Source organism: bacterium, assembly GCA_024228115.1.
Taxonomy (GTDB): Bacteria; Myxococcota_A; UBA9160; order UBA9160; family UBA6930.
This window is the reverse complement of the sequence record JAAETT010000458.1, coordinates 1-24,221: the sequence shown is the minus strand read 5'-3', so window position 1 is coordinate 24,221 and position 24,221 is coordinate 1. Positions and strand designations below refer to the sequence as shown.

21 protein-coding genes are annotated in these 24,221 nt (G+C 65.3%); 10 read left to right on the top strand and 11 right to left on the bottom strand.

The window, feature by feature from the left end; genetic code table 11:
* The first annotated feature begins 195 nt into the window (after positions 1 to 195).
* Complete coding sequence (locus tag GY937_19820; GenBank protein ID MCP5058957.1) at positions 196 to 2,625, top strand: aminotransferase class I/II-fold pyridoxal phosphate-dependent enzyme; 2,430 nt, start codon at positions 196 to 198, stop codon at positions 2,623 to 2,625.
* A gap of 11 nt (positions 2,626 to 2,636) precedes the next feature.
* On the opposite strand, the gene GY937_19815 is transcribed toward GY937_19820, so the two are convergent.
* The gene (locus GY937_19815) at positions 2,637 to 3,173 is read right to left on the bottom strand and encodes a gamma carbonic anhydrase family protein (protein MCP5058956.1); all 537 of its coding nucleotides are present in this window, start codon (positions 3,171 to 3,173) and stop codon (positions 2,637 to 2,639) included.
* Between the two features lie 226 nt (positions 3,174 to 3,399).
* Here GY937_19815 and GY937_19810 point away from each other — a divergent pair, with 226 nt between their 5' ends.
* Together GY937_19810 and GY937_19805 are read left to right on the top strand one after the other, a co-directional pair.
* Complete coding sequence (locus tag GY937_19810; GenBank protein MCP5058955.1) at positions 3,400 to 4,683, top strand: ammonium transporter; 1,284 nt, start codon at positions 3,400 to 3,402, stop codon at positions 4,681 to 4,683.
* Positions 4,684 to 4,809: 126 nt separating this feature from the next.
* Entirely contained in the window at positions 4,810 to 5,991 is a 1,182-nt protein-coding gene (locus GY937_19805) for an MFS transporter (protein MCP5058954.1), read from the top strand.
* Here the strand turns inward: GY937_19805 and GY937_19800 are convergent.
* From GY937_19800 to GY937_19780, 5 genes are all read right to left on the bottom strand, one after another.
* Complete coding sequence (locus GY937_19800) at positions 5,966 to 7,774, bottom strand: polysaccharide deacetylase family protein (GenBank protein MCP5058953.1); 1,809 nt, start codon at positions 7,772 to 7,774, stop codon at positions 5,966 to 5,968. The genes GY937_19805 and GY937_19800 overlap by 26 nt on opposite strands.
* A 3-nt stretch (positions 7,775 to 7,777) precedes the next feature.
* Positions 7,778 to 8,005, bottom strand: coding sequence for a hypothetical protein (locus tag GY937_19795; GenBank protein MCP5058952.1), 228 nt, complete (start codon positions 8,003 to 8,005; stop codon positions 7,778 to 7,780).
* Positions 8,006 to 8,014: 9 nt separating this feature from the next.
* On the bottom strand, positions 8,015 to 9,247 hold the full coding sequence (locus tag GY937_19790) for a glycosyltransferase family 2 protein (GenBank protein ID MCP5058951.1): 1,233 nt from the start codon (positions 9,245 to 9,247) through the stop codon (positions 8,015 to 8,017).
* A gap of 74 nt (positions 9,248 to 9,321) precedes the next feature.
* Positions 9,322 to 11,259, bottom strand: coding sequence for a hypothetical protein (locus GY937_19785; protein MCP5058950.1), 1,938 nt, complete (start codon positions 11,257 to 11,259; stop codon positions 9,322 to 9,324).
* On the bottom strand, positions 11,256 to 13,382 hold the full coding sequence (locus tag GY937_19780) for a response regulator (protein MCP5058949.1): 2,127 nt from the start codon (positions 13,380 to 13,382) through the stop codon (positions 11,256 to 11,258). The genes GY937_19785 and GY937_19780 overlap by 4 nt, the downstream gene beginning before the upstream one ends.
* Positions 13,383 to 13,444: 62 nt before the next feature.
* Between GY937_19780 and GY937_19775 the strand changes: the two genes are divergently transcribed.
* Positions 13,445 to 14,464: a hypothetical protein gene (locus GY937_19775; protein MCP5058948.1), complete on the top strand. Its 1,020-nt coding sequence runs from the start codon at positions 13,445 to 13,447 to the stop codon at positions 14,462 to 14,464.
* On the opposite strand, the gene GY937_19770 is transcribed toward GY937_19775, so the two are convergent.
* Positions 14,379 to 15,704 carry a polysaccharide deacetylase family protein gene (locus GY937_19770; protein ID MCP5058947.1) on the bottom strand — a complete coding sequence of 442 codons (1,326 nt, stop codon included), beginning with the start codon at positions 15,702 to 15,704 and terminating at the stop codon, positions 14,379 to 14,381. The genes GY937_19775 and GY937_19770 overlap by 86 nt on opposite strands.
* A gap of 90 nt (positions 15,705 to 15,794) precedes the next feature.
* Between GY937_19770 and GY937_19765 the strand changes: the two genes are divergently transcribed.
* The 4 genes from GY937_19765 to GY937_19750 are packed head-to-tail and all read left to right on the top strand — an operon-like array spanning position 15,795 to position 18,578.
* Positions 15,795 to 16,790: an amidohydrolase family protein gene (locus GY937_19765; GenBank protein ID MCP5058946.1), complete on the top strand. Its 996-nt coding sequence runs from the start codon at positions 15,795 to 15,797 to the stop codon at positions 16,788 to 16,790.
* Entirely contained in the window at positions 16,711 to 17,478 is a 768-nt protein-coding gene (locus GY937_19760) for an amidohydrolase family protein (GenBank protein MCP5058945.1), read from the top strand. The genes GY937_19765 and GY937_19760 overlap by 80 nt, the downstream gene beginning before the upstream one ends.
* A 9-nt stretch (positions 17,479 to 17,487) precedes the next feature.
* Positions 17,488 to 17,817, top strand: coding sequence for a Smr/MutS family protein (locus GY937_19755; protein ID MCP5058944.1), 330 nt, complete (start codon positions 17,488 to 17,490; stop codon positions 17,815 to 17,817).
* A gap of 44 nt (positions 17,818 to 17,861) precedes the next feature.
* Positions 17,862 to 18,578 (top strand): PrsW family intramembrane metalloprotease, encoded by a 717-nt coding sequence (locus tag GY937_19750; protein ID MCP5058943.1) that lies wholly within the window; start codon positions 17,862 to 17,864, stop codon positions 18,576 to 18,578.
* On the opposite strand, the gene GY937_19745 is transcribed toward GY937_19750, so the two are convergent.
* A complete protein-coding gene (locus tag GY937_19745; GenBank protein MCP5058942.1) occupies positions 18,567 to 19,025 on the bottom strand; it encodes a hypothetical protein in 459 nt (152 codons plus the stop codon). The two genes, GY937_19750 and GY937_19745, sit on opposite strands and share 12 nt — an antisense overlap.
* A gap of 15 nt (positions 19,026 to 19,040) precedes the next feature.
* Positions 19,041 to 19,793 carry a hypothetical protein gene (locus GY937_19740; protein MCP5058941.1) on the bottom strand — a complete coding sequence of 251 codons (753 nt, stop codon included), beginning with the start codon at positions 19,791 to 19,793 and terminating at the stop codon, positions 19,041 to 19,043.
* Between the two features lie 462 nt (positions 19,794 to 20,255).
* On the opposite strand from GY937_19740, the gene GY937_19735 reads away from it, so the two are divergent.
* On the top strand, positions 20,256 to 20,528 hold the full coding sequence (locus tag GY937_19735) for a hypothetical protein (protein ID MCP5058940.1): 273 nt from the start codon (positions 20,256 to 20,258) through the stop codon (positions 20,526 to 20,528).
* An 81-nt stretch (positions 20,529 to 20,609) separates the two neighbouring features.
* Here the strand turns inward: GY937_19735 and GY937_19730 are convergent, their stop codons facing one another.
* The gene (locus tag GY937_19730; protein MCP5058939.1) at positions 20,610 to 21,020 is read right to left on the bottom strand and encodes a MerR family transcriptional regulator; all 411 of its coding nucleotides are present in this window, start codon (positions 21,018 to 21,020) and stop codon (positions 20,610 to 20,612) included.
* A 98-nt stretch (positions 21,021 to 21,118) separates the two neighbouring features.
* Between GY937_19730 and GY937_19725 the strand changes: the two genes are divergently transcribed.
* Entirely contained in the window at positions 21,119 to 21,664 is a 546-nt protein-coding gene (locus tag GY937_19725) for a hypothetical protein (GenBank protein MCP5058938.1), read from the top strand.
* Between the two features lie 239 nt (positions 21,665 to 21,903).
* Here the strand turns inward: GY937_19725 and GY937_19720 are convergent.
* The coding region (locus tag GY937_19720; GenBank protein MCP5058937.1) for a hypothetical protein at positions 21,904 to 24,221 on the bottom strand (2,318 nt) is incomplete at its 5' end.

Sequence of the window (24,221 nt, the reverse complement as noted above, 5' to 3'; positions counted from 1 at the left end):
GTCGGCCCCTAAGTGTCATCCCTCAGAGCCGGTTCCAGTCTACCCGCCACCGACAAAAAAGAACCCCAATCCATGAGGGTATTTCCATCAGATTCGCGGTCGGGGTAGATCCCCTCCTCCCTCTCCGGGAACACTTAGATGTTCGCCTGCATGGATGCAGGCTCCCCCCAAAATGCTGTGAAAGGACCTCCCCCAATGGCCCGCCGTACGCCCCTCGATCTACTGGATTCCTTCGTCTCGACGACCGCGACTGCGGGTCTCGTCCACTGCTCCGCGGAGGACACGGCCCTGCAGGGCCGGACGATCCGCATCAAAGGACGCGACCTGCTCCAATTCGGTTCCTGCAGTTATCTCGGGCTCGAATTGGACCCGCGTCTCAGCCGCGCCGCATGCGAAGCGGCAGAGCGTTTCGGAACGCAGTTTTCGTCGTCGCGAAGCTATGTCTCCGCTCCCCTCTACACCGCCTTGGAGGAGCGGCTGGAGGAGATGCTCGGCGGAGCGACCCTCGTGACGCCAACGACGACGCTAGGGCACCTGGCCGCCCTGCCCTCGCTCGTCCACGAAGACGACGCACTCCTCCTCGACCATCAGGTACATCACAGCGTTCAAATGGGCGTGCAGGTAGCCCGCAGCGAAGGCTGCCACGTCGAACTGGTTCCCCACAACGACCTCGACGGACTGGAGGAGCGAGCAACCGCGCTCTCCCGCAGCCATCGTCGAGTATGGATCCTCGCAGACGGCGTCTACAGCATGTTTGGTGATCTCGCACCGGTCGAAGCTCTTTGGGCCATCGCCGAGCGGGTCCCCAATCTCTGGCTCTACATCGATGACGCCCATGGCATGGGCTGGTGTGGGCCAAGAGGCTGCGGGAGTGTGCTTTCTCGGGTTCCGCTCCACGAGCGCGTGGTCGTCGCCACCAGCCTGAACAAATCCTTTGCGGCGGCTGGCGGATGCCTGGTGTTCGGAGACTCCGAGCAACGGCGCCGGGTGCGAACGGTTGGCGGCCCGATGATCTTTTCGGGGCCCGTTCAGCCGCCGATGCTTGGCGTAGGCCTGGCATCAGCAGAGATCCACCTATCGGAAGAACTGCCCGGGCTCCAAGCCGAACTGGCTTCCCGCATCGCGCTCTCGACCCGCCTGCTCGAGGAACGGGGCCTTCCGATCGTATCGAAGGATCCCACCCCGATCCGTTTCGTTGGAGTCGGTCTGCCCCGGGTCGCGCGAAATCTGGCGGCGCGCCTGATGGCCGATGGCTTCTATACGAACGTCTCCCACTTCCCTGCCGTGCCGATGAAGCAGGCAGGAATCCGCTTCACGATCACGCGCCATCACCGGCCGAGCGATCTCGAGGCTCTGGCGGAAGCCATCGACCGGAACTTTGACGCCGCTTTCCGAGAAGAGGGGCAGGACTCAGCCAAGGTCTGGAGCACCTTCCACCTCGACCGCTGCGCTAGAACGACCCCTCGTTCTCACGCGCCGACTTCCGAGATCGAAGAGCTGGATTCGATCGAGCAGATCGATCGCGAGACCTGGGACGCCTGCCTTGGAGGGCGTGGAAGCTTCGACTGGGAAGGCCTGCGATTCCTCGAGCGGGTCTTCCGGCAGAGCGGGAAACCGGAGGACGAATGGCGCTTCAGGTACTACATGAACCGGGATCCCGACGGCACGCCGGTTCTGGCCACCTTCTTCACGCAAGCGCTGTGGAAGCTCGACATGATGGAGGACGCCGCGACCTCCGACGCGGTCGAGGCCCTGCGCCAGAAGGATCCCTACATGCTCACGGCACCGGTCTACTCGATGGGTTCCCTGCTTACAGAGGGCAACCACCTCTTCGTCGACCCGAATCGCCTGCCGCCGGGTTCACCTGGCTGGGAGAAGCAGCTATCCGCCTTGCTCACCCGGATAAGGGAGGCAGCCGAGGCCAAGAGCGCGTCCTTCATCGCGCTCCGCGACCTTCCGACGGAGGACGAGCGTCTGGAGGGTTTTCTCGGCAACCACGGCTTCGTGCGACAGGATGCCCCCGAGCGCTTCGCGCTCGGGCTCGAACTCGGCAAGGCAGAGCAACTCCGCGCGCTACGCAAGAAGTACCGGGCCTTCCTTCGAACCGAAGTGGCACCCTGGAACGATGCCTACCACTGCGAAATCGCCAGCACACATACACGACCCTTGTCCAACGACGAGCGGGCTCGGATCGAGCAGCTGTACCAGAACGTTCAGGGCCGAAGCCGCGAGCTGAACACGTTCCCGTTGCCCGCGGGTATCTTCGAGGCCATGCTCGAAGAAGAGAACTGGGAACTCCTGCTCCTGCGCGCAGCCACCGAACCGACCGGGGCACCGCCGCTCGCCATGGTGGCAAGCTATCGGGGGCGAGGAGTCTACTGCCCGATGGTGATTGGCCTCGACTACGAGCACGTGCGGAGTGCCGGGCTCTACCGACAATGCCTGCGCCACGTGATTCTCCGCGGGCGGGAGCTGAAGACCAAACGAATCGCCCTGGGCATGGGTGCCGGGCTGCAGAAGAAGCGCTTTGGAGCCCGCGCCGAAGCTGCAAGCGTGTACATGCTCGCCGAGGATCATTTCGCTCTGGACGTCCTTTCGGAAATCTGGACGCGTACCCGCCAATAGGCGAGCTACGGCTACCCCCGCGTAGCGTGTTCGCGTGCCAACTCTACATAGGAAAGTGTTCGGCGCCGCTGCTGCTCGATCTCATCCAGATCGAGTTTGCGTACGACCCTCGCGGGCGTCCCGACCACGAGCGTTCGGGCTGGCACTTCTCCGCCGGGAACGACGACCGCCCCGGCACCGACCAGGGCTTGCTCGCCGACCCGGGCTCCGTCCAACACGATCGCGCCGATTCCGATCAACGCGCCATCCCCTACCTCGCAACCGTGCACCACGGCGCGATGGCCGATCGTCACCTCCCGGCCGACATCGGTCGAGAAGCGGTCGCGCGTCACATGCAGGACAGCACCGTCCTGCACATTGCTGCGTTCACCGATGCGGATGCCGTTGACGTCGCCGCGCAGCACGCAGCCGTACCAGATGCTTGCGCCGGCACCGATCTCGACATCCCCGATCACGCTGGCGCCCGGCGCGACCCACGCGTCCAGACCAATCCGCGGCATCTGCCCGTGAAAGGGCAGGATCCGTGCATCGGGGAAGCGCTCAGTCATCACCGGAAGGGTTCCACACGCGTAGGCTCCTGTCGCGAGCCCGCCTCGCGGCCCGAAGCGTGCGCGGTGCCCGGCTCGAACGTGCGAAGCCCTGCCCAGGAATCGGGCAGCGTTGCTCAGGAGTTGTGCGGTTTCTGGCCACGAGTGCGTGACCACCCCCTCTCCAGGGCTCTCTCATGGCACGGCGCTTGCTCTCCCCGGGGTGTCACCCGATCCGGAGGGCTCCATGCCGTCGCTCATATTTCGCGTTCTGCCTTTCATCGCCCTCGCACTGCTGGCAAGCCCCGCGTGGGCCGAGGACGAGCTATCGGCCGGCGATACGGCCTGGATGCTGACCAGCACGGCCCTGGTGCTGATGATGACCCTGCCCGGACTGGCGCTCTTCTACGGCGGGCTGGTCCGCTCGAAGAATGTGCTCTCCATCTTCATGCAGTGCCTGATTTCCGCGGGCATGGCCGGCGTGGTCTGGATTCTGGTGGGCTACAGCCTCGCCTTCGGGGAAGGCAACGCGTTCATCGGCGATACGTCCATGCTCCTATTGGACGGCATCACACCCGAATCGCTCCACGGCACGATCCCCACCTATGTCTTCATCATGTTCCAGGGGATGTTCGCCATCATCACGCCGGCACTCATGCTCGGCGCCTTCGCCGAGCGCATGAAGTTCTCGGCCTACCTGCTCTTTATCACGATCTGGTTGATCGTCGTCTACTGCCCTCTCGCGCATATGGTCTGGGGTGGCGGATTCATCGGAGCCAAGATCGGCGCGCTGGATTTTGCCGGTGGGCTCGTCGTGCATATGTCGAGCGGCTACTCCGCCCTGGTCGCAGCCCTCGTGCTCGGCCCGCGCCGTGGCTATGGCAAGGAGCCGATGCCGCCGCATAACCTCCCGTTTGCGGTCATCGGCGCTGCCCTGCTCTGGGTGGGTTGGTTCGGTTTCAACGCCGGCAGCGAACTCGCCGCCGATGGCACCGCCGGCCTGGCCTTCATCACGACCAACACCGCAGCCGCCTCCGCGGTCCTTGTCTGGGCGCTCCTCGAGCAGCTGCACCACGGCAAGCCCACCGTATTGGGTGCGGCCACAGCCGCTGTCGCGGGGCTCGTCGTCATCACCCCGGCCTGTGCGTTCGTCACGCCAGTCGGCGCAATCGGTGTCGGCGGAGTGGGCGCAGCCATCTGCTACTTCGCCGTGGCCTTCCTCAAGCCCCGCCTCGGCTACGACGATTCGCTGGACGTCTTCGGCGTCCACGGCATCGGGGGAACCTGGGGCGCCCTCGCAACTGCGATCTTCATCGCCGATTTTGCGATGCCCGAAGGCATGACGTGGATGGGGCAGCTCTGGGCCCAGACCCAGAGCATCCTCTTCGTCGCCCTCTTCGCACCCATCGCCACGATCGTCATCCTCTACGGCTTGAAGGCCGTGCTCGGCGACCTGCGGGTCGACGACGATGCGGAGTACGAAGGCCTCGACCTCGCCGAACACTCGGAGACCGCCTACGCGGGAGACTGAGCCAGCGGCCTATGTAGCCGCATTCAGGACGCGGGTGAACGCTTCGTAGCGATCTACCGGCGATTCTGCCCGTCGGTGGATCGACGCCCGTCGAATCCTTTGCCGTGTCAGCTACTGTGCTTCGTCGTGAGTAGTTATGGCTGGTTCACGGCGGGTGTTGCCTCCTGGTTCACCGCCTGGGGAATGAACGGGCTGGTCTTCAGCTGGCTGGTGGTCGGCGTCCTGGATACCGAAGCGCGCTGGGTCGGGCTTGCCCAGAGTTCCACGATGTTTCCTGCCCTGGGTCTGCTGCTCTTCGGCAGCACCGTGGCGGATCGCTTCGATCCACGCCGCCTGCTGATCGGTCTTCACCTCGCTGCGACACTGCCCATTCTTGCGCTGGCGGTGGTCATCGGATCCGGCGCCCTCAGCCTGACGCTGCTGATCGGCTATGGCTTGATGCTTGGAACGTTCTCGGCTTTCGTGATGCCGAGCCGCGATGCCCTGCTCTCCCGGGTGGCCGGCAACGACATGATGCGCGCCGTAACCGGGATGACCGCCTTTCAGTTCGGCGGCCAAGCGGTGGGATCCCTGATAGGTGGGGCCACCGAATCCGTGGGAATCGTCGCGATCCTCGCGGTGCAGGCTCTCGTGTTGGCCGCGGGCGGGGCGGCCACATTGCGCGTGGCAGAGGGCCCGCCGCCGGCCAGGCCCACCGAGGCCCGCTCCGCGTTCCATCAAATCCTGGAAGGCCTGCGGATCGTCTGGCGGACACCGAACCTGCGAACGCCGGTCGTATTGGTCTTCCTGGTTGGTGTGTTGTTCATCGGACCCTATATGGTCCTCTTCCCGCTCCTGGTTCGAGATCACTACGGCGGCGGCGCCTTCGAACTGGCTCTCCTGTTCGTGACGTTTCCCCTCGGCACGATCGCGGGCTCTCTCATCATGCGCGCACTCGGTGGAGTTCGCCGCATGGGTCGAGCCCTCTTGCTTTCCCTCGCCTCCGGTGCCACCACCCTGGTCATCATGGGGACCGGCCTTCCCTTCCCTGGGATGGTCGGCGCGGCAGTGATCTGGGGGCTTTGCGGCGCGGTGTTCATCAATACGAGCCGCACGCTGGTTCAAGAAGCCGCGCCTGCGGACGCTCTCGGACGCGTGCTGGCGGTCTATCAGGTGGGCATCGTAGGAGGGTCGCCGCTTGGCGCCCTGCTCTCCGGAATCGCAGCCGGGCGCTTCGGCCCATTGGCGACCTTGTTCGCCGCGGGTTCCGCGATGCTGGCGATCATCACAGTCGTCGCGTTGTTCACCGACGCGCGAAAGATGGAGTAGACCCGCGAGGCTCGTCCTCGGCGAGCCGACGCCCATCCGCCGCGAGGAGCGGCAGCGGGCGACTCGGTGCGAGAGCGATCCCGCCGTCGCCGAGCTGCAGAGCCGCCGCACCGCGCGCCGCAAGACGTGGAACCGCCCGCCGGGTGGGCTCCAGGCGGTTGCCGTAGATCTCGATGACCAGGCCTTCCAGAGGCGCAACGCCCGGGTTCGCGATGCGCAGCAATCCGGACGACGAGACCTCGAATTCGAGTTGCGCCCGCTGCCGCACCCACTCGACCGTCTCGCCTGCGGTCGCCATCCAGGGGTCTGCGGATGCGGCCCGGCGCATCACCGGGGCCAAGGTGGCGCGCCGTTCCGGATCACTGAGGCCTGGCCCGGAAAGGGTCAACACCCAGAGGCCTCCGAGGCCGCGCATGCGCTGCATATCCCGCAAGAGTTGGTCGGGCGCCACGCGCCTCGGACCGGCCGAATCATCTGCCGACGCCGCCCTCGAGATCAACGCCATCGGGCTGCCCTCCGCCGAGACCCAACGCGGATAGGCACGATCGAAATCCGGATCCCCGACCACGTACCGATAACCGGCCTCCGAAGCCTCATGCATCGTCAGCGCATCGAGCCGCTCTCGCGGAATCCGAAGCCCACGTACTTCTCGGCCCTGGATCCGGCTGATCGCCGCACGGCTCGAAGCCAGCTTCTGCTTCTGGTGGATGCGCGTCCCGCCTTCGAACCGGGTGCGGCGATCCCCTCTGGAGCCCAGCTCGGCGCTTGCGCGAAGTGCCTTTCGCAGCGGAAGCCTTGATTTGGCAACATCGCTGTAGACGAAGACCGTCGATCGCAGGCCCAGGGCCTCCGAAGCGTCGAGCGCTGCCTCCATCTCCGGTTCCTCACCGTGGGCATCCAGCGAAACGACCCAGGCGAAGCGCCGGCCGTCGGGCCATGGCGCGACCGCAACGACGTCGTCGCCTGCCACCCACTGGAGGGCAAGGCTCCGCATCCGGTCGAGTTCTGCCTCGGAGCCGGGAGCTGCGTGGTTTACCGGGAAGCCGAACCAAGCTTGTCGTGACGCACCGCCCCTTACGGCCGCGGCGGCTCGCCAGTCGCTCGAGTGCTCGGGCGTTGGCTTCAACTGCCAACCGCTCCACCAGAGCATCGGATGCTCACTCCGATGCGAAAATGCGGGAGAGTCGCGAGGAATCTCGAGCCGCCGACCGGGATCGAGCGCGGACGCGGCTGCGGTTCGGCCCCCCGGAACCACGAAGAGAGCGTCGGCTGAGAACGGCTCGGGTGCGTCGCCGGAAAGACCCGCCGCACCAGCCAGGATGACGCCACCTCCCGCACGCGCATATTCATCGATGGCGTGCCTTTCCTCCTCGGAAAGGCACAACACCCATGGCACGACGATCGCATCGATCACGGCGGGCGTGGCAGGGACCCTACCGATTCCTCCAACTTCACTCGCGAAACCCAATGCCGCCGAAAGCTCGCTCCAGCGCTCCACTTGGGACCAGAGGTCGAAGCTCTGCTGCTCGGCACAGGCGATGTTGCTGGCCGGTTGGATCAAACGCAGCCGTCGCCGCGGCCCCTCTCGCACCGGAGGTTCGCCGCGCTCCTCTGCGGTCGGAATCCGGGCGAGCTCCATTGCCGGAAACAGGTTTCGCATCGTCCACAGGTAGGCCATGCCGGCCACGGCAAGCAGCAACACAAGGCCTGCGACCAGCAGCGGGTAGTAGAAGGGAATCCGGCCACGCGGATCGCCTTTGGCGCGATCGGAAGCGTCGGTCATGGCCTAGCGGCTCGGGTCGTCGCCTTCGACCGTGGAATCCTGCGGAGCCTCGCGTTGGTAGCGGCGAAAGATCGGCGGCGGAGCTTCTTCCTCCGCCGCAACCCGGCCCACACGCGCGCGCTGCTTGTCGCGCAGTTTGTAGGCGGCATAGGAGCCGAACGCCAGGATGATGGTGACGATCGTCGTCGCCATGATGACGGTCGAGAGAATCGGAATCAGATCGAATTTCATGCCCTACCCCTAGATGCGCCCTTTTCGCTCGAGCTTTCCCCAGCTCATCTGTGCACCCATCAGCTCCTCGAGCGTGGCCATCACTTTGCACACGTCGATGACGGTGATGAAGAAGACCCGGTAGTAGACGGCATAGAATGCCAGTTTCAAATCCTCCTCTTCGATGGCGACACAGAAGAGCGCAGCCGCGATGTCGAGGATCGTGAGCTGCGTCCACCAGAAGAACAGGAGCTCGGTCATGCCGTATTTGATTCCGACGACCACGAAGAACGCGTTTGCGAAGATGTTCATGGCCGGCCAGACCAGACCTTCGAAGACCATGTACCAGAGGATCAGACTGTTGGCGGGCGTGGAGAAGGGCCTCCAGAGCAACCTCGAGTGCTTGCGAACCGCTTGAAGAATCCCGCGCGTCCAGCGGTAGCGCTGTTTCAAGAGGTCGAGCAGTTCCTCGGGCGCTTCGGTCAGCGCCACGCAGCGGCGCTCGTAGACCACCTTGAAGCCCGCCAGCAAGAGCTTGAGCGTGAGATCGCAATCTTCCGCGTAGGTGTCGTGCTCGTAGAGCCCGACCTCGAAGAGCGCCGATTTCCGGAACATCCCGATCGGGCCTGGGATGATGTTGACCATCCGAAAGAAGCCCTGGGCCTTGCGGGCCATGTTCAGACCTTCGATGTACTCGAGGGCCTGCAGCTTGGAGATCAGGTTCTCGCGATTGATGACCTTCACATTGCCGGCGACCGCAGCAATCGTGGGATCCATGAAGTGCTTCACGCCTTCGCGCACCGTATCGCGGGTCAACCGCGAATCCCCATCCATGCACAACACGATCGAGCCGCGGGCCGAACGGATGCCGCGATTGAGGGCGCGGCTCTTGCCCCCGTTGGGCTTTCGAATCACCCGGACTTCGGTGCCCTGGCCGTGGCGGCCCGCAAGTTGATTGGCCTTCCGATAGGTGTCATCCGTCGAGCCGTCGTCGATGACGAGGATTTCGTAGTTCGGATAGTCGAGTTCGAGCAGCGAGCGGATCGAGCTTTGGACGACGGTGCCTTCGTTGAAGCAGGGCACGATGACCGAGACCATCGGGTATTGGCGCATGTCCGGTAGCGCCTGGTCTTCCAGCTGGTCCAGATAGGAAAACCAGAGGAGGCCCAGGTAGCGGATCACGAGTAGAACCAGGAAGCCGAACAACACCACGACAGAGACGCGGACGAATGCGTCTTCCAGCACGAACTGCGTCGCGAGCACTTGCCGATGGAGGATCACGCCAAGCGTCACGAGCCCCAGCGCGAGGACGACGAGGCCGATGGTGTAGCGATGTTTCACTCGCGCACCGGGAGCCGATATCGAACGCCGACACGAACGAAATCCGAGGTGTAGACCTCACCGTCACGCAGGGATTCGTAGTGGTCGTAGCGAAGCGCGAGTCGCAGGGCGTCGGTCATCTCCCAGCTCAGCTCGGGAGCGATGCGATAGGTCACCCCCTGGCCTCCGTCGGAGTGGATGCGGCCGTACTCGCCGATCAGCACCAGATCGAGCCGATCCCAGAGACGCGTCTTGACGCGCAGGCCCATCGCGTACGTCAGGAGATCGCTGGGTGAATAGTAGAGATCCGAGGCTTCGCTGAAATCCCCGGCCGATGCGATTGCCAACAGGTCGATCTCGAGCGGTCGCTTCACCAACGCGAAGCCGAGCACGCTGCGGGCCGCCCAGAAGGTCGGATCATCGGAATAGCGGCCGGCCTCGAGACGCGTCCAGCTCGTGAAGCGCTCTCCGTTGTACATATGCACGAGGAAAGCCGTCGATCGCTCCACGCCCTCCAGCGCGCTCTCGATCGAGCGTACGTCGGGAAGTGCGTCGCCGTGGCGGAGATCGACCTGGAATGCGTGCCGATAGCCAAGGAATCGGGTCGCGAAGGCCCTAATTCGGGGCGACACGCCGGCGCCCGCATAGCTTGCCGCACCGAGTTCTCCGCCCCATTCCCAACGCTCATCGGCGCGCTCCGAAAGGCCGAGGCGAAGCCCGTAGGCCTGGACTCGCTCGTCGTCGCTTTCGCTGCGGGGTGCGTCCAATTCGAGGGACCACCGGCGGCCGGGACGGGGCGAGTAGGAAGCTCGGCTCGCCGCAGTCGAGACGCTGAATCCAGCATTGTCTTCGAAGTAGGAGAAGCTCGGCTCGAAGGCCGGTGCCATCTGAAGTTCCAGGGCATCCAGCTGTTGGCGAGCGTCGGCATGGTCCGGCTCTTCAGCGAGGACTTCCCGGTAGGTTGCATCGGCCAGACGCTGCACGCCCGACCAGGCATGCACGTTGCCAAGACCCACCCGCACCCGCAGATCATCCGGCTGCTCGCGAACCAGCGTTTCGAACTGACGACGTGCCGGACCGTACTGGCCGCGCCAGCTCGTGACCTCCGCCAACTCCGTGCGCAGCAACCGATCGCCCGGTGAGCGAGCGAGGATTTCGCGGTACAGCGCCTGAGACTCCGCATAATCTGCATTCCAGGCCGTGAAGTGGGCGAGTTCGAGGCGGGCCCGATCATCCTCCGGGTGGGCTCGGAGGTGTTGCCGCAGCATCCCGCGCGCCTTCCGGTAGTAGCCCTCGTGGCCGAGCCGAACCGCCAACTCGACCGGTGACGACTGCTCGCTCTGGATCGTCTCCAGCAACTTCGTTGCGGCCGGGTGATCCGGATGGGCGACGAGAAGGCTCTCGAGCTCGCTCGCGGCGTCGCCGAGTTCGCCCTCGTGTTGCATCGCCTCTGCGCGAAGGATCCGAAATGCTGGTTCATCGGGATACCGCGAAGAACCGTACGCGAGCCACCGCTGGGCCAGCCCCTTCCGCTCGGCGGCTCGAAAGACCCCGACCGCCTCAGCGACGACCACCGGATCGTCCCGAAATGCCGGAAGCGCCAAGACGTAGTGTGCGACTGCAGCTGCCGCGTCATCCAGGTAGTAGTTCGCCCGGCCGAGAGCGAGACGCACCTCGGCATCGTTCGGATCCGCCGCGACTACCGACTGCAGGGTGGCGATGGCGTCGAGCTCCCTACCCGCCCAGAGCTGGGTCAGGCCGATCTCGCGCCGCAGCTGCAGATCACCGCTCCGCTCTCCGGCCAGTTCGTCATAGAGCGCGAGTGCCGGGCGATAGTCGCCAGCCCAGGAAAGCTCACGGGCTTCGCCGAGCCGAGGGTCGGTTTCCGGCTCTGCCCAGGCGCCTGCAGCCAGCACCCAGGCCAGGCCGAGCAACGACCAGACGGCCCGTTTCATGCCTCTTTGCCGCGAAACACGCGGCCCTCTTCCACACGGGCGATCACCCGCGGTACGTCGTCCAGGGTTTCCACCCAAACGATCCGAGCGCCGCTACGCGCACGAAAACCCGCCGGCGTTTCCTCTGCTTCGTCTTGTAGCCGGTAGCGATGCCCGTCGACGGCTGCCTCGCGAACGCCGTCGGTCCCCTGGGAGATGGGATGGACCTCGCCGTCGAGTGGGGAGGTGAGTAGTGCCATCTCCCCCGAAAGCGCATGGAAGACCGCCTCGATGAGCGGGTACTTCTCGACCGGCTCGCCGGGTCGGTCGTTCGTATCCTCTTCGATCAGCCACGCTTCTTCTTCGTAGAGCCGATCCACGTAAGGAGGCTCGATCGCGTCATCCGCCAGCCGGTCGGGCTGCAGGGTGAGCAAACGGCAGAGTGCCTTCGGCTTCACCGCGTGAGAGCCCATGAAGCTCTCGGCGGCGTTCGCCATCTCTTCATGAACGCGGCGGATAGCAGCCTGGGCGCCCTCCTTGTCCGCGTCCACGAGCAACGCCAGGAGACGCCGATCTCCGAGATCCGCGATGAAATCCTCGGCACGGATGCACTCGGCGAGTACGTCCCGGAACTGTTCCATGAACGCGTTGCTGGAGCCCTCGACGAAGCGGAACTCGTAGCCCACCAGGCTCACGGGTACACCGGCATCCTCCGCCCAGCTCCGCACCCGGGCGATCATGGCTTCGAGATCTTCGGGAGCGAGGTTCCGCGGCATCAGCATGCGAGGCGCCATCTCGGTATCGATCTTCGGCCAGCGTTCCGAACCCGGCGGCCGTTCGCGCAGCAGCGATACCATCGTGGCGCGCAGGCTGCGCTCATCCACAGGCTTCGGCAACGCAGCATCGGCCCCTGCAGCCAGGGAACGGGGTGCCTCTCCGGGGCCAGCATGGGAGGAGCAGAGCATGACGACCGGAACCGCAACGCCGCTCTCGCGAAGGATGCGGCACAGGCCGATGCCGTTGAGCCGCGGCATGCGCGCACCCATCACGATCAGGTCCGGACACGTTTCGGCGGCGACACGAAGGCCGCTGACACCATCCGCTGCTTCCACGACCTCGACCTTGGAGCCGCATGCGTGCAGCATGGCCCGGCGTGCATCTTCGTCCGACTCGATGACCAGAACCGTCGCCGATAGCGCGGGGCGCGCTTCGGGCGTCGGGGGCTCCAGGGCAACCTCGTCGCCCGTGCGACGGTCCCGGGCCAGGCGCTCGATTTCGTCGAGTGCTGCATCGTCGAGCAGATCCATCTCCCCGGCTCGTTCTGGAGACGGCTTTGCGCGCTTCCGAACAGGGGGTGACGGCGGCGGTGGAGACGGAGGCGTGGGTTTCACGACCACCGGAGGCGGTGTGACAGGCGCCTCCGCCCGCCGGAAACGCGCGAAGCCACGTCGCGCACCCGCCGGCGCAGCCGCGCCGCTCGAGATGCCGGACTCGCCAATGCGGAAATCGAAGCGACTCTTCTCGAGCTGAACGTTCCGCATCTTGTAGACGAGCAGCGAGTGATCCGGCGAATCGCTCTCCCCTCCGCGTTGCAGTTCGAACAAACCCCAGCAGATCTCCGAGAACACGCGCAGCACGAAGCGCTGCTGCATCACACCCGCGTCACACAACATGAGCGGGCTCCAGCCCATCTCTTCGAAGCGGCTCGTCAGCATGCGCAGCTCGCTGCGCAGGATGGTCTCGTCGTCCATGGACGAGAAGAACGGATCGATCGGATCCAGGATCACGCGCCGTATGCCGAGGCTTTCGACCTCGGCCTGGAGCTCGATCAGCACGGCCTCCGGGCCGGAGCGCGCGACGATTTCCCGGAAACCTTCGTCATACTCAAGCAGAACGAGTTGATCGTTGTCGACGTATTGACCCAACGGGAAACCGATCCGCTCGCCCTGTTGGATCAGGTCGTCGGCCTTCTCGCGACATACGTAGAGTGCATTCTCACCGGCGACGAGCCCGGCGTGGGCGTACTGCAAGCCGAAGATCGACTTCCCTGATCCGCTACCACCGAATGCCATATAGGGCTTCGCGCGAAAGAAGCCGTCAGCGCCGGCATCGAGAAAATCGATACCGGTGGGAATCCCCTCCATCCACTCCATCCTTCTACCGAGGGTCAGAGGATTGAATCGGTGCTTCGCCCCAGGGGCTTGAGGTGGAGACACCCGAGGACGACAAAGAGAAAATGGACCTGAAACACATCCCCGCGGGGGCACTCATCGTTGCCAGCTTGATGCTCTCGGCCCTGCCCGGCGCCGCTGAACCCTTCCGCGTCGGCGTGGGCGATCGAATCGAGCTCCACCGGGACGGACAGGCCATCTCCGTCAGGGACGAAGCCAGGCGCCATGGCCTCGCAACGGACTACCTGCAGGTGTGGCTTCCCCGCGGCTGGAAAGACGACTGGCTCGAGCCCGCCGCCCTCAGTGCTCTCGCGCACACCGGTACCACGCCCGTCGTCGCCCACTGGTTCTTCGGAGACGAAATCAGCAAGGAGCGCGTCGAGAGCGAGCGATCTGCCTGGCACCGCAGCCTGGCGAGGCTCGCTCGCCGTATTGCCATCGATGAGCCCGTGATCGTGCTGCTCGAACCCGAGTTCAACAACGCACCGCCGGAAGGCGAAATGGCCATCACCGATTGGGCCGGCTTCTCGGATGAAGTGCGTGAGGCCGTGCGCATCTTGCGCCACTTCGCGCCCAAGGTGCAGGTGGGCCTTTGCGCCGGTGATTTTTCACCGACCCGCGATCTGGAGCGCGCCGTTTCCGGAGTCGCGGGCGAACTCGACTTCCTGGCCTTCCAGGAGATGCGGGCCAGCACGAGGCACGGCAAGGACGCGTTGAATCTGGGAGAGGCAGCGCTCTCCTACGCTCGCTACCTCCGCCAGGCCTTCGGGCGGCCCATCTTCCTCGGCTACGTCGCCATTTCTTCGTATGGAGATTGGCAACTCGCCCAACGAGATGCGTTGCGCTCTCTCGTCCGCGAGCGCCGCGCGCTGGCGAAGGAAGGCGTCTTCGGCATGGTGTACTTCCAGCTCCGGGATGACCCGGAACACAGCGGTTGGTTCGGCCCAGCCGAGCGTTCGTTTGGTGTGCTCACTGCGAAGGGCGAGCCGAAGCCAGCCCTCGAGGTTCTCCGCGCCCTGGGCGAGCGGCTCCACGCACCGTCCGGATCCCACTGATCCGATCCCAGACCTCGCTGACCGGCAGCACCTTCACCCCGGTCTTCTCCACCTCCACCAGCGCCTTCTTGAAGTCGTCGATGGCGTAGGCGATCTCCACCTGGGGATCGTCGTTCAGCAGATGGAACATCAGGATGGCCCACTCGCCGTGCTTCTTCGCCCGAAGTGCGATCTCTCCGACCTCCTCCGGCGTCGTCGTATCCAGCACGTTCACCGCCCGGAGCAGGTGTGGATCCGCGGGCGGGATCGTTTCCGGGCCGGCACTGGCCAGGCGAGCCGTCGTGAAATGTTTCCGCACGAGGGGCCGGACAACCTTGGGATCCTGCCGACCCAGCGGATACGCAAGATGCCCGAGGCCCGCGTCGAAGCCGCGTTTCCGCAGGTAGCTCTGGACGCTCAGGATGGCGGGTTCGAGTTCGCCTTCCTTCATGTGGGTGAACGAGACGGCGTGATGCGCCGCAACATCCCAACCGTACGTCCCGGCCAGCTCGTCCAGGTGATCCGTCGTCACGAAGCCTTCGTAGCCGACTTCATCGGGCATCACGTAGGCCGTACCGCGGAAGCCGTGTTCGTGCATCGCAGGAGCGGCGACTTCGACATGGGAGAGCGTCCCATCGTCGAAGGTGAACGAGACATAGCCTTCGGCGGCCTGCTCCACCGCGGTGAGGCCCGTCCATCTCACGCGGATGGGCCCCTTGCCATTGTCGGCGGCGTAGAGCCCGACCCGCGACACGCTCCGGAGATCGACCTCTCCCTCGATGCGCGCCGTACCGAGACTGAAACTCTGAGGCGTCCATACACCGCCCTGGATCATGTTGAACGGGGGATCGCTGTAGAGCGGAATCTGGAACGCGGCCATGCCCTTCTCGAAGCTTCCCGAGGCGAGTCGCAATTCCAGGCCGCCCAGCTTCGCGGGATCGTCGATGCGAATCCAGAAGTGCAGGCTGTGTCCTGTCACATCCACCGGCGAGGAGAATTCCTGGGTGGAAGCCAGAAGCATCGGACTGCCATCACCCCCCGAGCGACAATCGATCCAGCGGAACTCGGATTGCGCGCCGGGCTTGCACGTTCCGCGGCCCCACTGATCACCCAGATCGTTCGCGCCAGCCTCCTGGACGACCCATTCCTGAACGTCAGCCTTTCCACCTGCGGGCCGCGACGCTACATCGATGCGCTGACAGCCCACGAGCACCAAGAGCATGGCCAGGGCAGCGGCCCCTCGCGATCCGATTCCAGGCATGGTCGATCCCCCTCAAAGCTGGTCCGTGCCTGGCTGCATCGACCTTTCCGGCCCCGAGACTGAGCCCTCTGACGCGGTAGACTCGCCGGCATGAGACGCCCCCTACCCCTTGCGTTGATCGTCCTTGCCCTCCTCCTCGCCACCGCATGCAGCCGCCGTACGGTCTACGTTGGCGCTTCCGTGCTCACCGTGGACGGCGAGAATCGGGTGGTCGAAGCCCTCGGCATCGAAGGCGACCGCATCGGAGCCGTGGGGAGCGAGATCGAAGTGCGCGCCTGGGGAGGCCCGGCGGCAAACGTCGTCGAACTGCAAAGCGGCGCCATCGTGCCTGGCTTCATCGACGCTCACGGCCACTTTCCTGGCGACGGCGTCTGGGCCGGCGTGACCGATCTGAATCCGCCGCCGATCGGAGACCTGGAGACGATCGACGAGCTGGTGGCGCGTATGCGCGAGCGCGCGGAAGACACCTCGCCCGGGGAATGGGTCACCGGGATGGGATACGACGACACCCTCCTGGCCGAAGGCCGGCACCCGACACGGATCGACCTCGATCGCGTATCCACCGACCACCCGGTGGCGGTGTTGCATATCTCCGGCCACCTGGCTTCGATCAACAGCCGCGCGCTCGCGGATCTGGGCTGGGACAAGAACACCAAGGATCCAGAGGGCGGCGTCATCCGACGCGATGCCGAAACCGGTGAGCCGGACGGCGTGCTGGAGGAGACCGCAATGGAGCCACTCCAAGCGGATCTCCTGAGCCCGGGCCTCATGGGCGGTCTGGCCATGGTGCGGCTTGCTGTAGAGCGGGCCGTGGCCCAGGGCGTCACCACCGCACAGACCGGCTATACGCCGCCCGACCAGCTGCGCCTCTTCCCCTGGCTCTCCCGGCTCGGCATCATCCCGATCCGTCTGGTGCTCTGGCCTGGAATGGAGGCCCTCGACGAGCTGCTCGACGGAGGCGAGCCCTACACGACCTACGATCCGGAGTGGGTGCCAGATCGGTGCCGTGAAGATCGTCGCGGACGGCTCGATCCAGGGCTATACGGGCTACCTGTCCGAGCCCTATCACGTCCCTCCCGGCGATGACCCGGCGTTCCGGGGCTACCCGCGCGTTCCGCGGGACGAGTTGATCACCCGGGCCAAGCGCTACCACGCGGCCGGTTGGCAGCTGGCGATCCACGGGAACGGTGACGCTTCGATCGACGATATCCTCGATGCCTTCGAGGCGGCCTTCGCGGACACGCCCTCCGAAGATCCGCGGCCGATCATCATCCACGCCCAGATGAGCCGCGACGACCAACTCGATCGCATGGCCGAGCTCCAGGTGATCCCGTCGTTCTTCAGCCTGCACACCTACTATTGGGGCGACCGGCACCGCGATCTCTTCATGGGCCCCGATCGTGCCGCGCGCATGAGCCCCGCGAAGAGCGCGCTCGACAAGGGCGTGCACTTCACGATCCATTGTGATGCCCCGGTCGTTCCGATGGAGCCCTTGCGCCTGATCTGGTCTGCGGTCAATCGGAAGAGCAGCAGCGGCAAGGACATCGGCCCGGCCGAACGCATCACGCCGATGCAGGCATTGCGCGCGACGACCATCGATGCCGCCTACCAATATCACGATGAGGACAACAAGGGTTCACTCGAAGAAGGCAAGCTCGCCGACTACGTGATCCTCTCCGCATCGCCCCTGGAGGATCCGGCACACATCGACGAGATCCGCGTGCTCGAGACCTTCGTCGGCGGTGAACGTGTCTATCAAGCGAGCGAGAACTGACGTGCGCTCATGACACGGATCCGGAGTGAGGGCCCGGACGATCCGTCGCCCGGAGACGAGATCGTCCATGTACCGATCACCGAGGCGTTGGACCTCCACGATTTCGCGCCACGAGAAATCCCCGAGGTTGTCGAGGCTTACCTGGAGGCAGCCTGGGAGAAAGGCTTTCGCGAGGTTCGGTTGATTCACGGGCGCGGAAAGGGTGTGCAGCGCGCGCGCATCCAGAGCCTGCTCGCGAAGCTCCCCCACGCACTTTCCTGGTGCGACGCGCCTGCCGAGCGCGGCGGCTGGGGTGCCACAATCGTCCGCCTCGACGACCCCGATCGTCCCAAAGCCTGACCCTCCGATTCAGATGGATCGGGCCCGCGTCGATGAGAGCAGGCATGCCCGGCCTGGCTCATCTGCTCCTGCTCGCGGTACCCGCGACCTTTGGCGGCGCCGCAGCGTGGATCGCGTATCTGCGCTGGAAGGATCGCCGCACTCCGGAACCCTGGCCCCTGATGCTGGCGGCTGCCGGGCTCGGCTCGCTGGCCGTGGTCTTCGCGCACTTCGGCTACCGCGCGCTCGACGGCGCCGGCCTCGAGGCGAGCTGGGAACTCTTGATGGGTCCCCTGCCCAACGCCATCGCGGGCGCCCTCGTGATCGGCGGGGTCGAAGAAGCGGCAAAGCTCCTGCCCGTGCTGCCCTTCGTGTGGGCGGGTCGGCAGTTCGATGAGCTCTGGGACGGCCCCGTCTACTCAGGTGCCTCGGCGGTGGGCTTCGCCCTGGCCGAGGCCGTGCTCCTCGCGAGCCTGGGAGAGACCGACATCGCTTCGACCCTTGCCCGCGCCGCCGCTGCACCCATCACCCATGTGGTCTTCGCGGGCCCCTGGGGCCTCGGCCTGGCCTACACCACACTGCGCGGAGCGCGTTGGGCCTTTCCGCTGGGCTTCGCAATCTCCGCCGTCAGCCACGGCGCCTACGATCTGCTGCTCGCCAGGCCGGGCACACAATTCGCGGCTGCGGCACTGGTAGGTGCCCTGTGGCTGGTGTGGATCGCTGTTGCCGCGCGCCTCACCCGCGATCGCCGGGGCCACCCGCGGCCGGATTCACACCAGTGAGCCGTCCTTCGGCCGCTTCGGGCCCATCCGCTTCGCCACGAACGGTACGAGTGGCCGCATCAATCGCCCTGCCAGGCGCCCGAACCGGCTGGTCGCGGAGGTTTCACTGGCCGAACCGAACGCATCGATTCCGAGCTCCTCTCGGAGATCCGCAGAAACCAGTTTGACGGGCGTATCGAGTGGGATGCCCGTGCCGTCGGCGATCCGAACCATGCGTTGGAAGTTCCCGGCCACCGCAGCCGCGTCGATCATTCCTGCATCACCGACGACGCTGCACAGCGCACCCCGTGCCGATGCGATCTCGTCTTCTTCGCCGCCCACGATCGCCTCGGCAAAGCGCACCAACTCCCCCGCGTGCTTCACACCACTGTCGGCCGCGTCACCCCCGGTCACCGCGCCCAGGTCGACTGCCTTTCCCTCCATCTCGCCGCCCGCACGGAGCAGCACCGAGTGGGCGCTGGTTCAATAGAAGCACTCGTTGAGCGCCGATACCCGCCCCGCGACGAGCTCGATCTGGGCGCGATCGAGCGCCCGGCCTTCCGAGTAGGACGGATCGCCGACCGCCCAGGTCGGTACATATTGGGCCGCGGACACGTTCTTCAGGGATCGCACAGCATCCGGCACGAGGCTGAGGGCGCGGATCACGTTGGCGGTTTGCGGGCCTCCGGGAAAGAGGTCCGCATCTTCACCTTGCGCCTTGCCGGCTTGGATCATCGGCACCCAGGCGGTCACATGTTCCAGGCCAAGGGGTCGGTGGCCCGTGGGCGTACCCTCTTCCGGCTCGGGGAGCGGCTCGAGCTGAAGCCCAAGGCCCCGGTTGAAAGAATCGATGCTGATCACCACGACGACCACGCCGAGCAGCTCGACGTAGTGGCCATCCGAGACACCCTGGGCCGCGAGCTTCTCCACCCAAGTGCGCGAAAGCCGTGAGGCATCCGTGACGAGACGATGCACCGTGTCGATCGCAACGTCCGAGAGCCTGCTTGCCTCAGCATGGTCGTGTTCGCCGTCCACGGAAAACGGCGAAAGCGCCTGCCTTCGCTCGATGCATAGAGCACAGCCCTGCGCCCGACGCACCTCCTCGGCGATCGCCACACGCTCGGCGCCCGTCCACCAGGCGCCCGGTTGGGCAAGCTTCTGCCACTCGGCCCGATAGGCATTCGGAAGGTCTTCTCGGATCTGCCAGGGGGTGGTCTCGTAGGCGAAGCCGGGCATTCGGCGAGCGTAGCGTTCCTGGAGATCGGCCGGACTTCGAGTCTGGTGAGACGCCGCGCCACACTGCAATCACAGCCTGTCCGCTCTCGCCACGGTTCTGGCAGCGCCTTGCGTCTCTCCGCTTCGGCCGCGAATCCCGCTTGACGAGCCTTCGCGGGTTCTGCTGGAAAGTTACTGTTGCGGCTCGCCCCAGATTGATCCAACGAGCACAGCTCGATGGGACAATACTCCGCGGGCATCGACCCGGGCAGTCGATATCCAGGCCAATCACCAGGGTTCCTCCATCCCGTTCGCCCTCGCCTCACAGGCAGGCGAAGAAGTGGCACGGTAAGTGCAGTTGCCCGCGCCCGGGGGATTCACGAACCGCCACGAGAACCGTTCGGCCACAGGCCGCGGTCGTTGCGCTGGATTCGGAAGCCACAGCTGAGCCTGCTCACACAGACAAGGAACAAGGAAACTGGAATGAACAACGATCGCGTCTTTTCAATTTATGCAGCCACCTTGATCGCCGGGGCTGCCTCTCTCGTGACCGCCTCAGTGATGGCCGGCTATGCCGCCGTCCCGGGTCTGATCGGCTTTCTCTCGCACTGGGCCCTGAGCCTGGGCTTCCGCGCGGCGTACAAGAGCTTCGACCCGAACTTCAACGTCATCCCGTTCGTCAATCGCTCGCTGGCCGTCGAGCCGGCTGGAGTGGTGCACGGCGAGGTCGTCGAGGAAGAAAAGCTGGCCGCGTAGCTCCGCGCCAGGCTTCCGATCGCCCACCCTGCGTAGCCGTCCGAGCTACGCAGGGTGGCGTTCGTCTGGACATCGATCAGGTCATTCGGCTTCCGCGCCTGCAGTTTGCGAGGCCCGGAGCGCCTTGCTGCAGTCTTCGAGTGAAGGGCAGCGGCAGCTCCGCACCACGCGAAGGACGCGTTTCATCTGCTCGGCTTCCGCGATTCGCTGGTCGAGCTGCTTCAACTTCATCTCCGTCAAACCGCGCCAGCGCTCGGCCGGAGGCGTCCGCCGAGCAAACCCGGCCATGAGCTTCTTGATCTCCGCCACACTGAAGCCCGCGCGTTTGGCCAGATCGATCAGGCCCAGGCGTTGGAGGATCGACTCGTCGTAGACACGCCGGCCGGATTGCCGAACCGGATTCGGCAGCAGCCCCTCGCTTTCGTAGAACCGGATCGCCGAGGCCGCGATTCCGCTCCGTGCCGCGATCTCACCGATTCTCAGCTCTGCCACCCGCATTCCCCTTTTCTGGCCGGGCATGACGACGCCTCTTGACTTCAAGTGTACTTGAAGAAGTAGTCTTGCAACTCAACACAGCCAAGGGAGCCACCATGTCTGAGCCTGCGGCCATCGACCCTGCTGAAATCTGCACTCTCCCGCCCGACGGGATGCAGGATCGCCTGGCCTGGGTCGAGCGAGAGATCCTCCCCCATGCCATCGAAACCGTTCCGATCGAGAACGGCCTGGCCTTGGAATTGACCGCCGCACCTGGCCTCGCCGAAAAGGTCGATCGACTGATCGAGTTGGAGAGCGACTGTTGTTCCAGCATCACCTGGCAACGAGTCGAGCGCCGGGAGAGCGACCACCTTCGCCTGGAAATCCTCGGCGTGAAGCCGGATGCCGAGATCTTCCGCTCGCTGAACGTCCCGCAGACCGCACCAGGGCGCCAGAGCCGCCGGCTCGGCAAGGCGGCCGGGTTCGGCGTGCTCTCGAGCTTCGTGGTCTGCTGCGTCCTGCCCATCGCCGCGGGCGCGCTTTTCGGCGCTGCCGCCGCACCTCCGACCGGCCTCGATGAACCTGCCCCGCTCGCGGCCGGGGCCCTCTTGGGCGGCGCTGCCGCGTGGTGGTGGTTGGGCCGGCCGAGAGCCCGTAGTTAGGGGAGCCCCCGTCGATTCCAGAAGCCCAACACTCTCGCTCCGTCGGACTCAGAGCGCCTCAGAATCTCCAACAAGTCAACGGGTGTTCCTGTAGAGTGGCGGCCGTTCCGGAACTTTCCGCCGGCGCGCTTCTCGCCTGCGGACTCCTGGCTCTCCCGAGTTGGCGACGCAAGCTGGACTGACGATCCAGCCAGCGTGAAGCTGCCGCCCTCCGGGTTCCTGCAAGATGCCCGCTCGAGCTAGAACGAGTACCGCACGCGCACGAAGAACTCGTCGCGGTCGCGGATCACGGAGAGGCCGTTGTCGACGAAATCTCTCGACGCGCCGCGGCCCGTGCGGTTCTGGGAAGCGATCGGGTTGATGCCCATGTCCTTGCGCTGGGTCCGACCGGCGAAGAGGGCAACGCCGAAGGTGGCCGAGAAGTTGCTGCTGAAGCGGTACTGGACCTGCCCGAGTGCGGCGCCGGAATCGGAGCCGAGGTCCCAGACCAGCGTCATGGACGGGTTCAGGCGATCCTGGAAGTACCCGGTCGTTGCCGTGAACGTCGCGAGGGTGCTCCAGGGACCGTTGCTCGTGAACCCCTGGCGATAGCCGCTCACGTAGCGGACGAAGACCTGGGTATTGAAGAAGAAGGTCCGGTTCGCATTCAGGAAGTTGATGAAGGTCGAGCGGTCGACCGAAACCGTGAGATTGAACGAATCGACCTCGCTGAGGCCGTCGAACTCGTTGTTGTCGGCCTGCAGGAGATCGTCGGCCCAGGTAAACTCGATCGCCCAGTTGCTCTTGCTGATGTCCTCGGCGAAGTCCATCGAAAAGCCGAGCACGTTGCGCTTCTGGAAGCGGACGACGAGCGGGGTTCCGTCGTGCCATTGGAAATCCCGCCGGCCGAAACGCCCGTTGCCGCCGGCCCGCCGGCTCGGCCGCTTGCTGGAGATCGACAACCAGAAATTGGTGAAGGCGTTGCAGAACTGGGGCTTCGCCAACGAACAGCCATCGCTGCGGAAGGCGCGATTCGGATCGAATTCGTCGACCCGCGGCCGCTTCGGGTCCAGGGGAATCGAGTTGGCGGCGAGCACCATCATGAAATTCCAGGAGAAGATTGCCATCTCGGTGCGGAAGGGCTGGCCCGTGAACGGGTGAACGGCACCGCCGGTCGAGCCGTCCACGAGCAGCGAGTAGCCGTCTTCCCCGCGGCCGCGGCATCCGGGTAGAACGTGCAGGCGCCCGCCCTGGTAGCGCGTGCAGACAGGGCCGCCGTCGAAACCCACCGTGCCGGGCTGGGCGCGGCTCCGGTCGGTCGTGCTCCAATCCCCGGATGTGCCGTCGAAACCCACGAAGGATTGTATGATCGCGCTGGCTTCCGCATTGAACAGATCGATGCCGTCGATGTCGCATTGGGTATCGAAGAACACCCCGCAGCCGAGCAGGGCCTCCTGCTGATCCGTCAGCACCGGCTGCAAGGCGGAACTCTGCCACGCGAGGACACCCGGATCTGCAGCAAGCTCGGGGGGAGCGATCGAGGGCCCGCCGTCGTTGGGATCCACCGAGAGAGCTACGAGCGGTGTTCGGTCCCCGGCTGCGGGGCCCAATCCGAGGATCGTGGGTGTCCAGGGGAACCGCGCCAGGTCTGCGACGGTGCGGGCATTGAACGCGGCGAGGCCGGCGAAGACCTCTGCGCCGCCTCCGCTCAGGCCGAAGAAGCCGCTCCTCGAGCCGGCCCACATGTTGTTGAACGCGATCATCAAACGGGGCGCAAGGATCTCGGTGGGGTCCGTCACCACCCGGCTGTTGAAGACGGTCAACCCGCAGGCGGTCGGATCGAGGGCCACGATGCCGAAGGTCGACGCGCAATTCTTTGCGAAGAGTGTCTGATTCCCCGAGTGGTTGAGCAGCGCGTCCTTGCCGCCTCGCAGGCACTCGTCCTCGCGGCCGGTTCGACAGCCACCCCGCGTGTTCTCACGTCGGGGTCGACCCGTCTTCGGATCCACATTGCGCTCGAAGGTGTAGAGTTTTTCGACATACGGAAGGTCGTCATACCCGTAGAAATCGGTGAGGGCGAAGCTGAAGCGCTTCCAGCGGAACTGCAAGCGCGCGCCGACCTCGAGGCCGTGCCAACTATTCCATGGCGAGGGTGGTTTGCGCTGGCCGGCCAGCCCCTTGGCCTCGAAGCCGTGCGCCAGGAATCCGAAGGTTCCGGCGCAGACCAGGCTGACCGTGTAGGGCTCGCCACAGTACCCGAGATCCGCGCCCTCTACATCGTCGAAGTTGACGGAGACCTCCAGGCTCACGTCCTGGAAGGCGCCGACATCGTAGAAGGAGTAGACGGCGCGTAGCGCCCACAGGGCCGTTCGGGATTCCTCGAGGCCCGGGAGCGATGAGAGCGCCAGATCCTGGGGGTTGAACTGGTCCTGGTTGCGGAAGAGCTCCGTCTTGCCCCAGACGATGGTCTGCTTGCCGGCCCGCACCCACAGCCGACTATCAAACATCTCGACGTCGACGTAGATCTCCTTCAGCTCCTTCTCGAAGCCCTGGCTCGCCCCATGGTTCCAGGCCAGAT

Bases quoted from the DNA above. Each gene is read 5' to 3' on its own strand.
- GY937_19820 (MCP5058957.1), top strand. From the start codon at position 196: ATGGCCCGCCGTACGCCCCTCGATCTACTGGATTCCTTCGTCTCGACG.
- GY937_19815 (MCP5058956.1), bottom strand. From the start codon at position 3,173: ATGACTGAGCGCTTCCCCGATGCACGGATCCTGCCCTTTCACGGGCAG.
- GY937_19810 (MCP5058955.1), top strand. From the start codon at position 3,400: ATGCCGTCGCTCATATTTCGCGTTCTGCCTTTCATCGCCCTCGCACTG.
- GY937_19800 (MCP5058953.1), bottom strand. From the start codon at position 7,774: ATGACCGACGCTTCCGATCGCGCCAAAGGCGATCCGCGTGGCCGGATT.
- GY937_19795 (MCP5058952.1), bottom strand. From the start codon at position 8,005: ATGAAATTCGATCTGATTCCGATTCTCTCGACCGTCATCATGGCGACG.
- GY937_19785 (MCP5058950.1), bottom strand. From the start codon at position 11,259: ATGAAACGGGCCGTCTGGTCGTTGCTCGGCCTGGCCTGGGTGCTGGCT.
- GY937_19780 (MCP5058949.1), bottom strand. From the start codon at position 13,382: ATGGAGGGGATTCCCACCGGTATCGATTTTCTCGATGCCGGCGCTGAC.
- GY937_19770 (MCP5058947.1), bottom strand. From the start codon at position 15,704: ATGCCTGGAATCGGATCGCGAGGGGCCGCTGCCCTGGCCATGCTCTTG.
- GY937_19765 (MCP5058946.1), top strand. From the start codon at position 15,795: ATGAGACGCCCCCTACCCCTTGCGTTGATCGTCCTTGCCCTCCTCCTC.
- GY937_19755 (MCP5058944.1), top strand. From the start codon at position 17,488: ATGACACGGATCCGGAGTGAGGGCCCGGACGATCCGTCGCCCGGAGAC.
- GY937_19750 (MCP5058943.1), top strand. From the start codon at position 17,862: ATGCCCGGCCTGGCTCATCTGCTCCTGCTCGCGGTACCCGCGACCTTT.
- GY937_19740 (MCP5058941.1), bottom strand. From the start codon at position 19,793: ATGCCCGGCTTCGCCTACGAGACCACCCCCTGGCAGATCCGAGAAGAC.
- GY937_19735 (MCP5058940.1), top strand. From the start codon at position 20,256: ATGAACAACGATCGCGTCTTTTCAATTTATGCAGCCACCTTGATCGCC.
- GY937_19725 (MCP5058938.1), top strand. From the start codon at position 21,119: ATGTCTGAGCCTGCGGCCATCGACCCTGCTGAAATCTGCACTCTCCCG.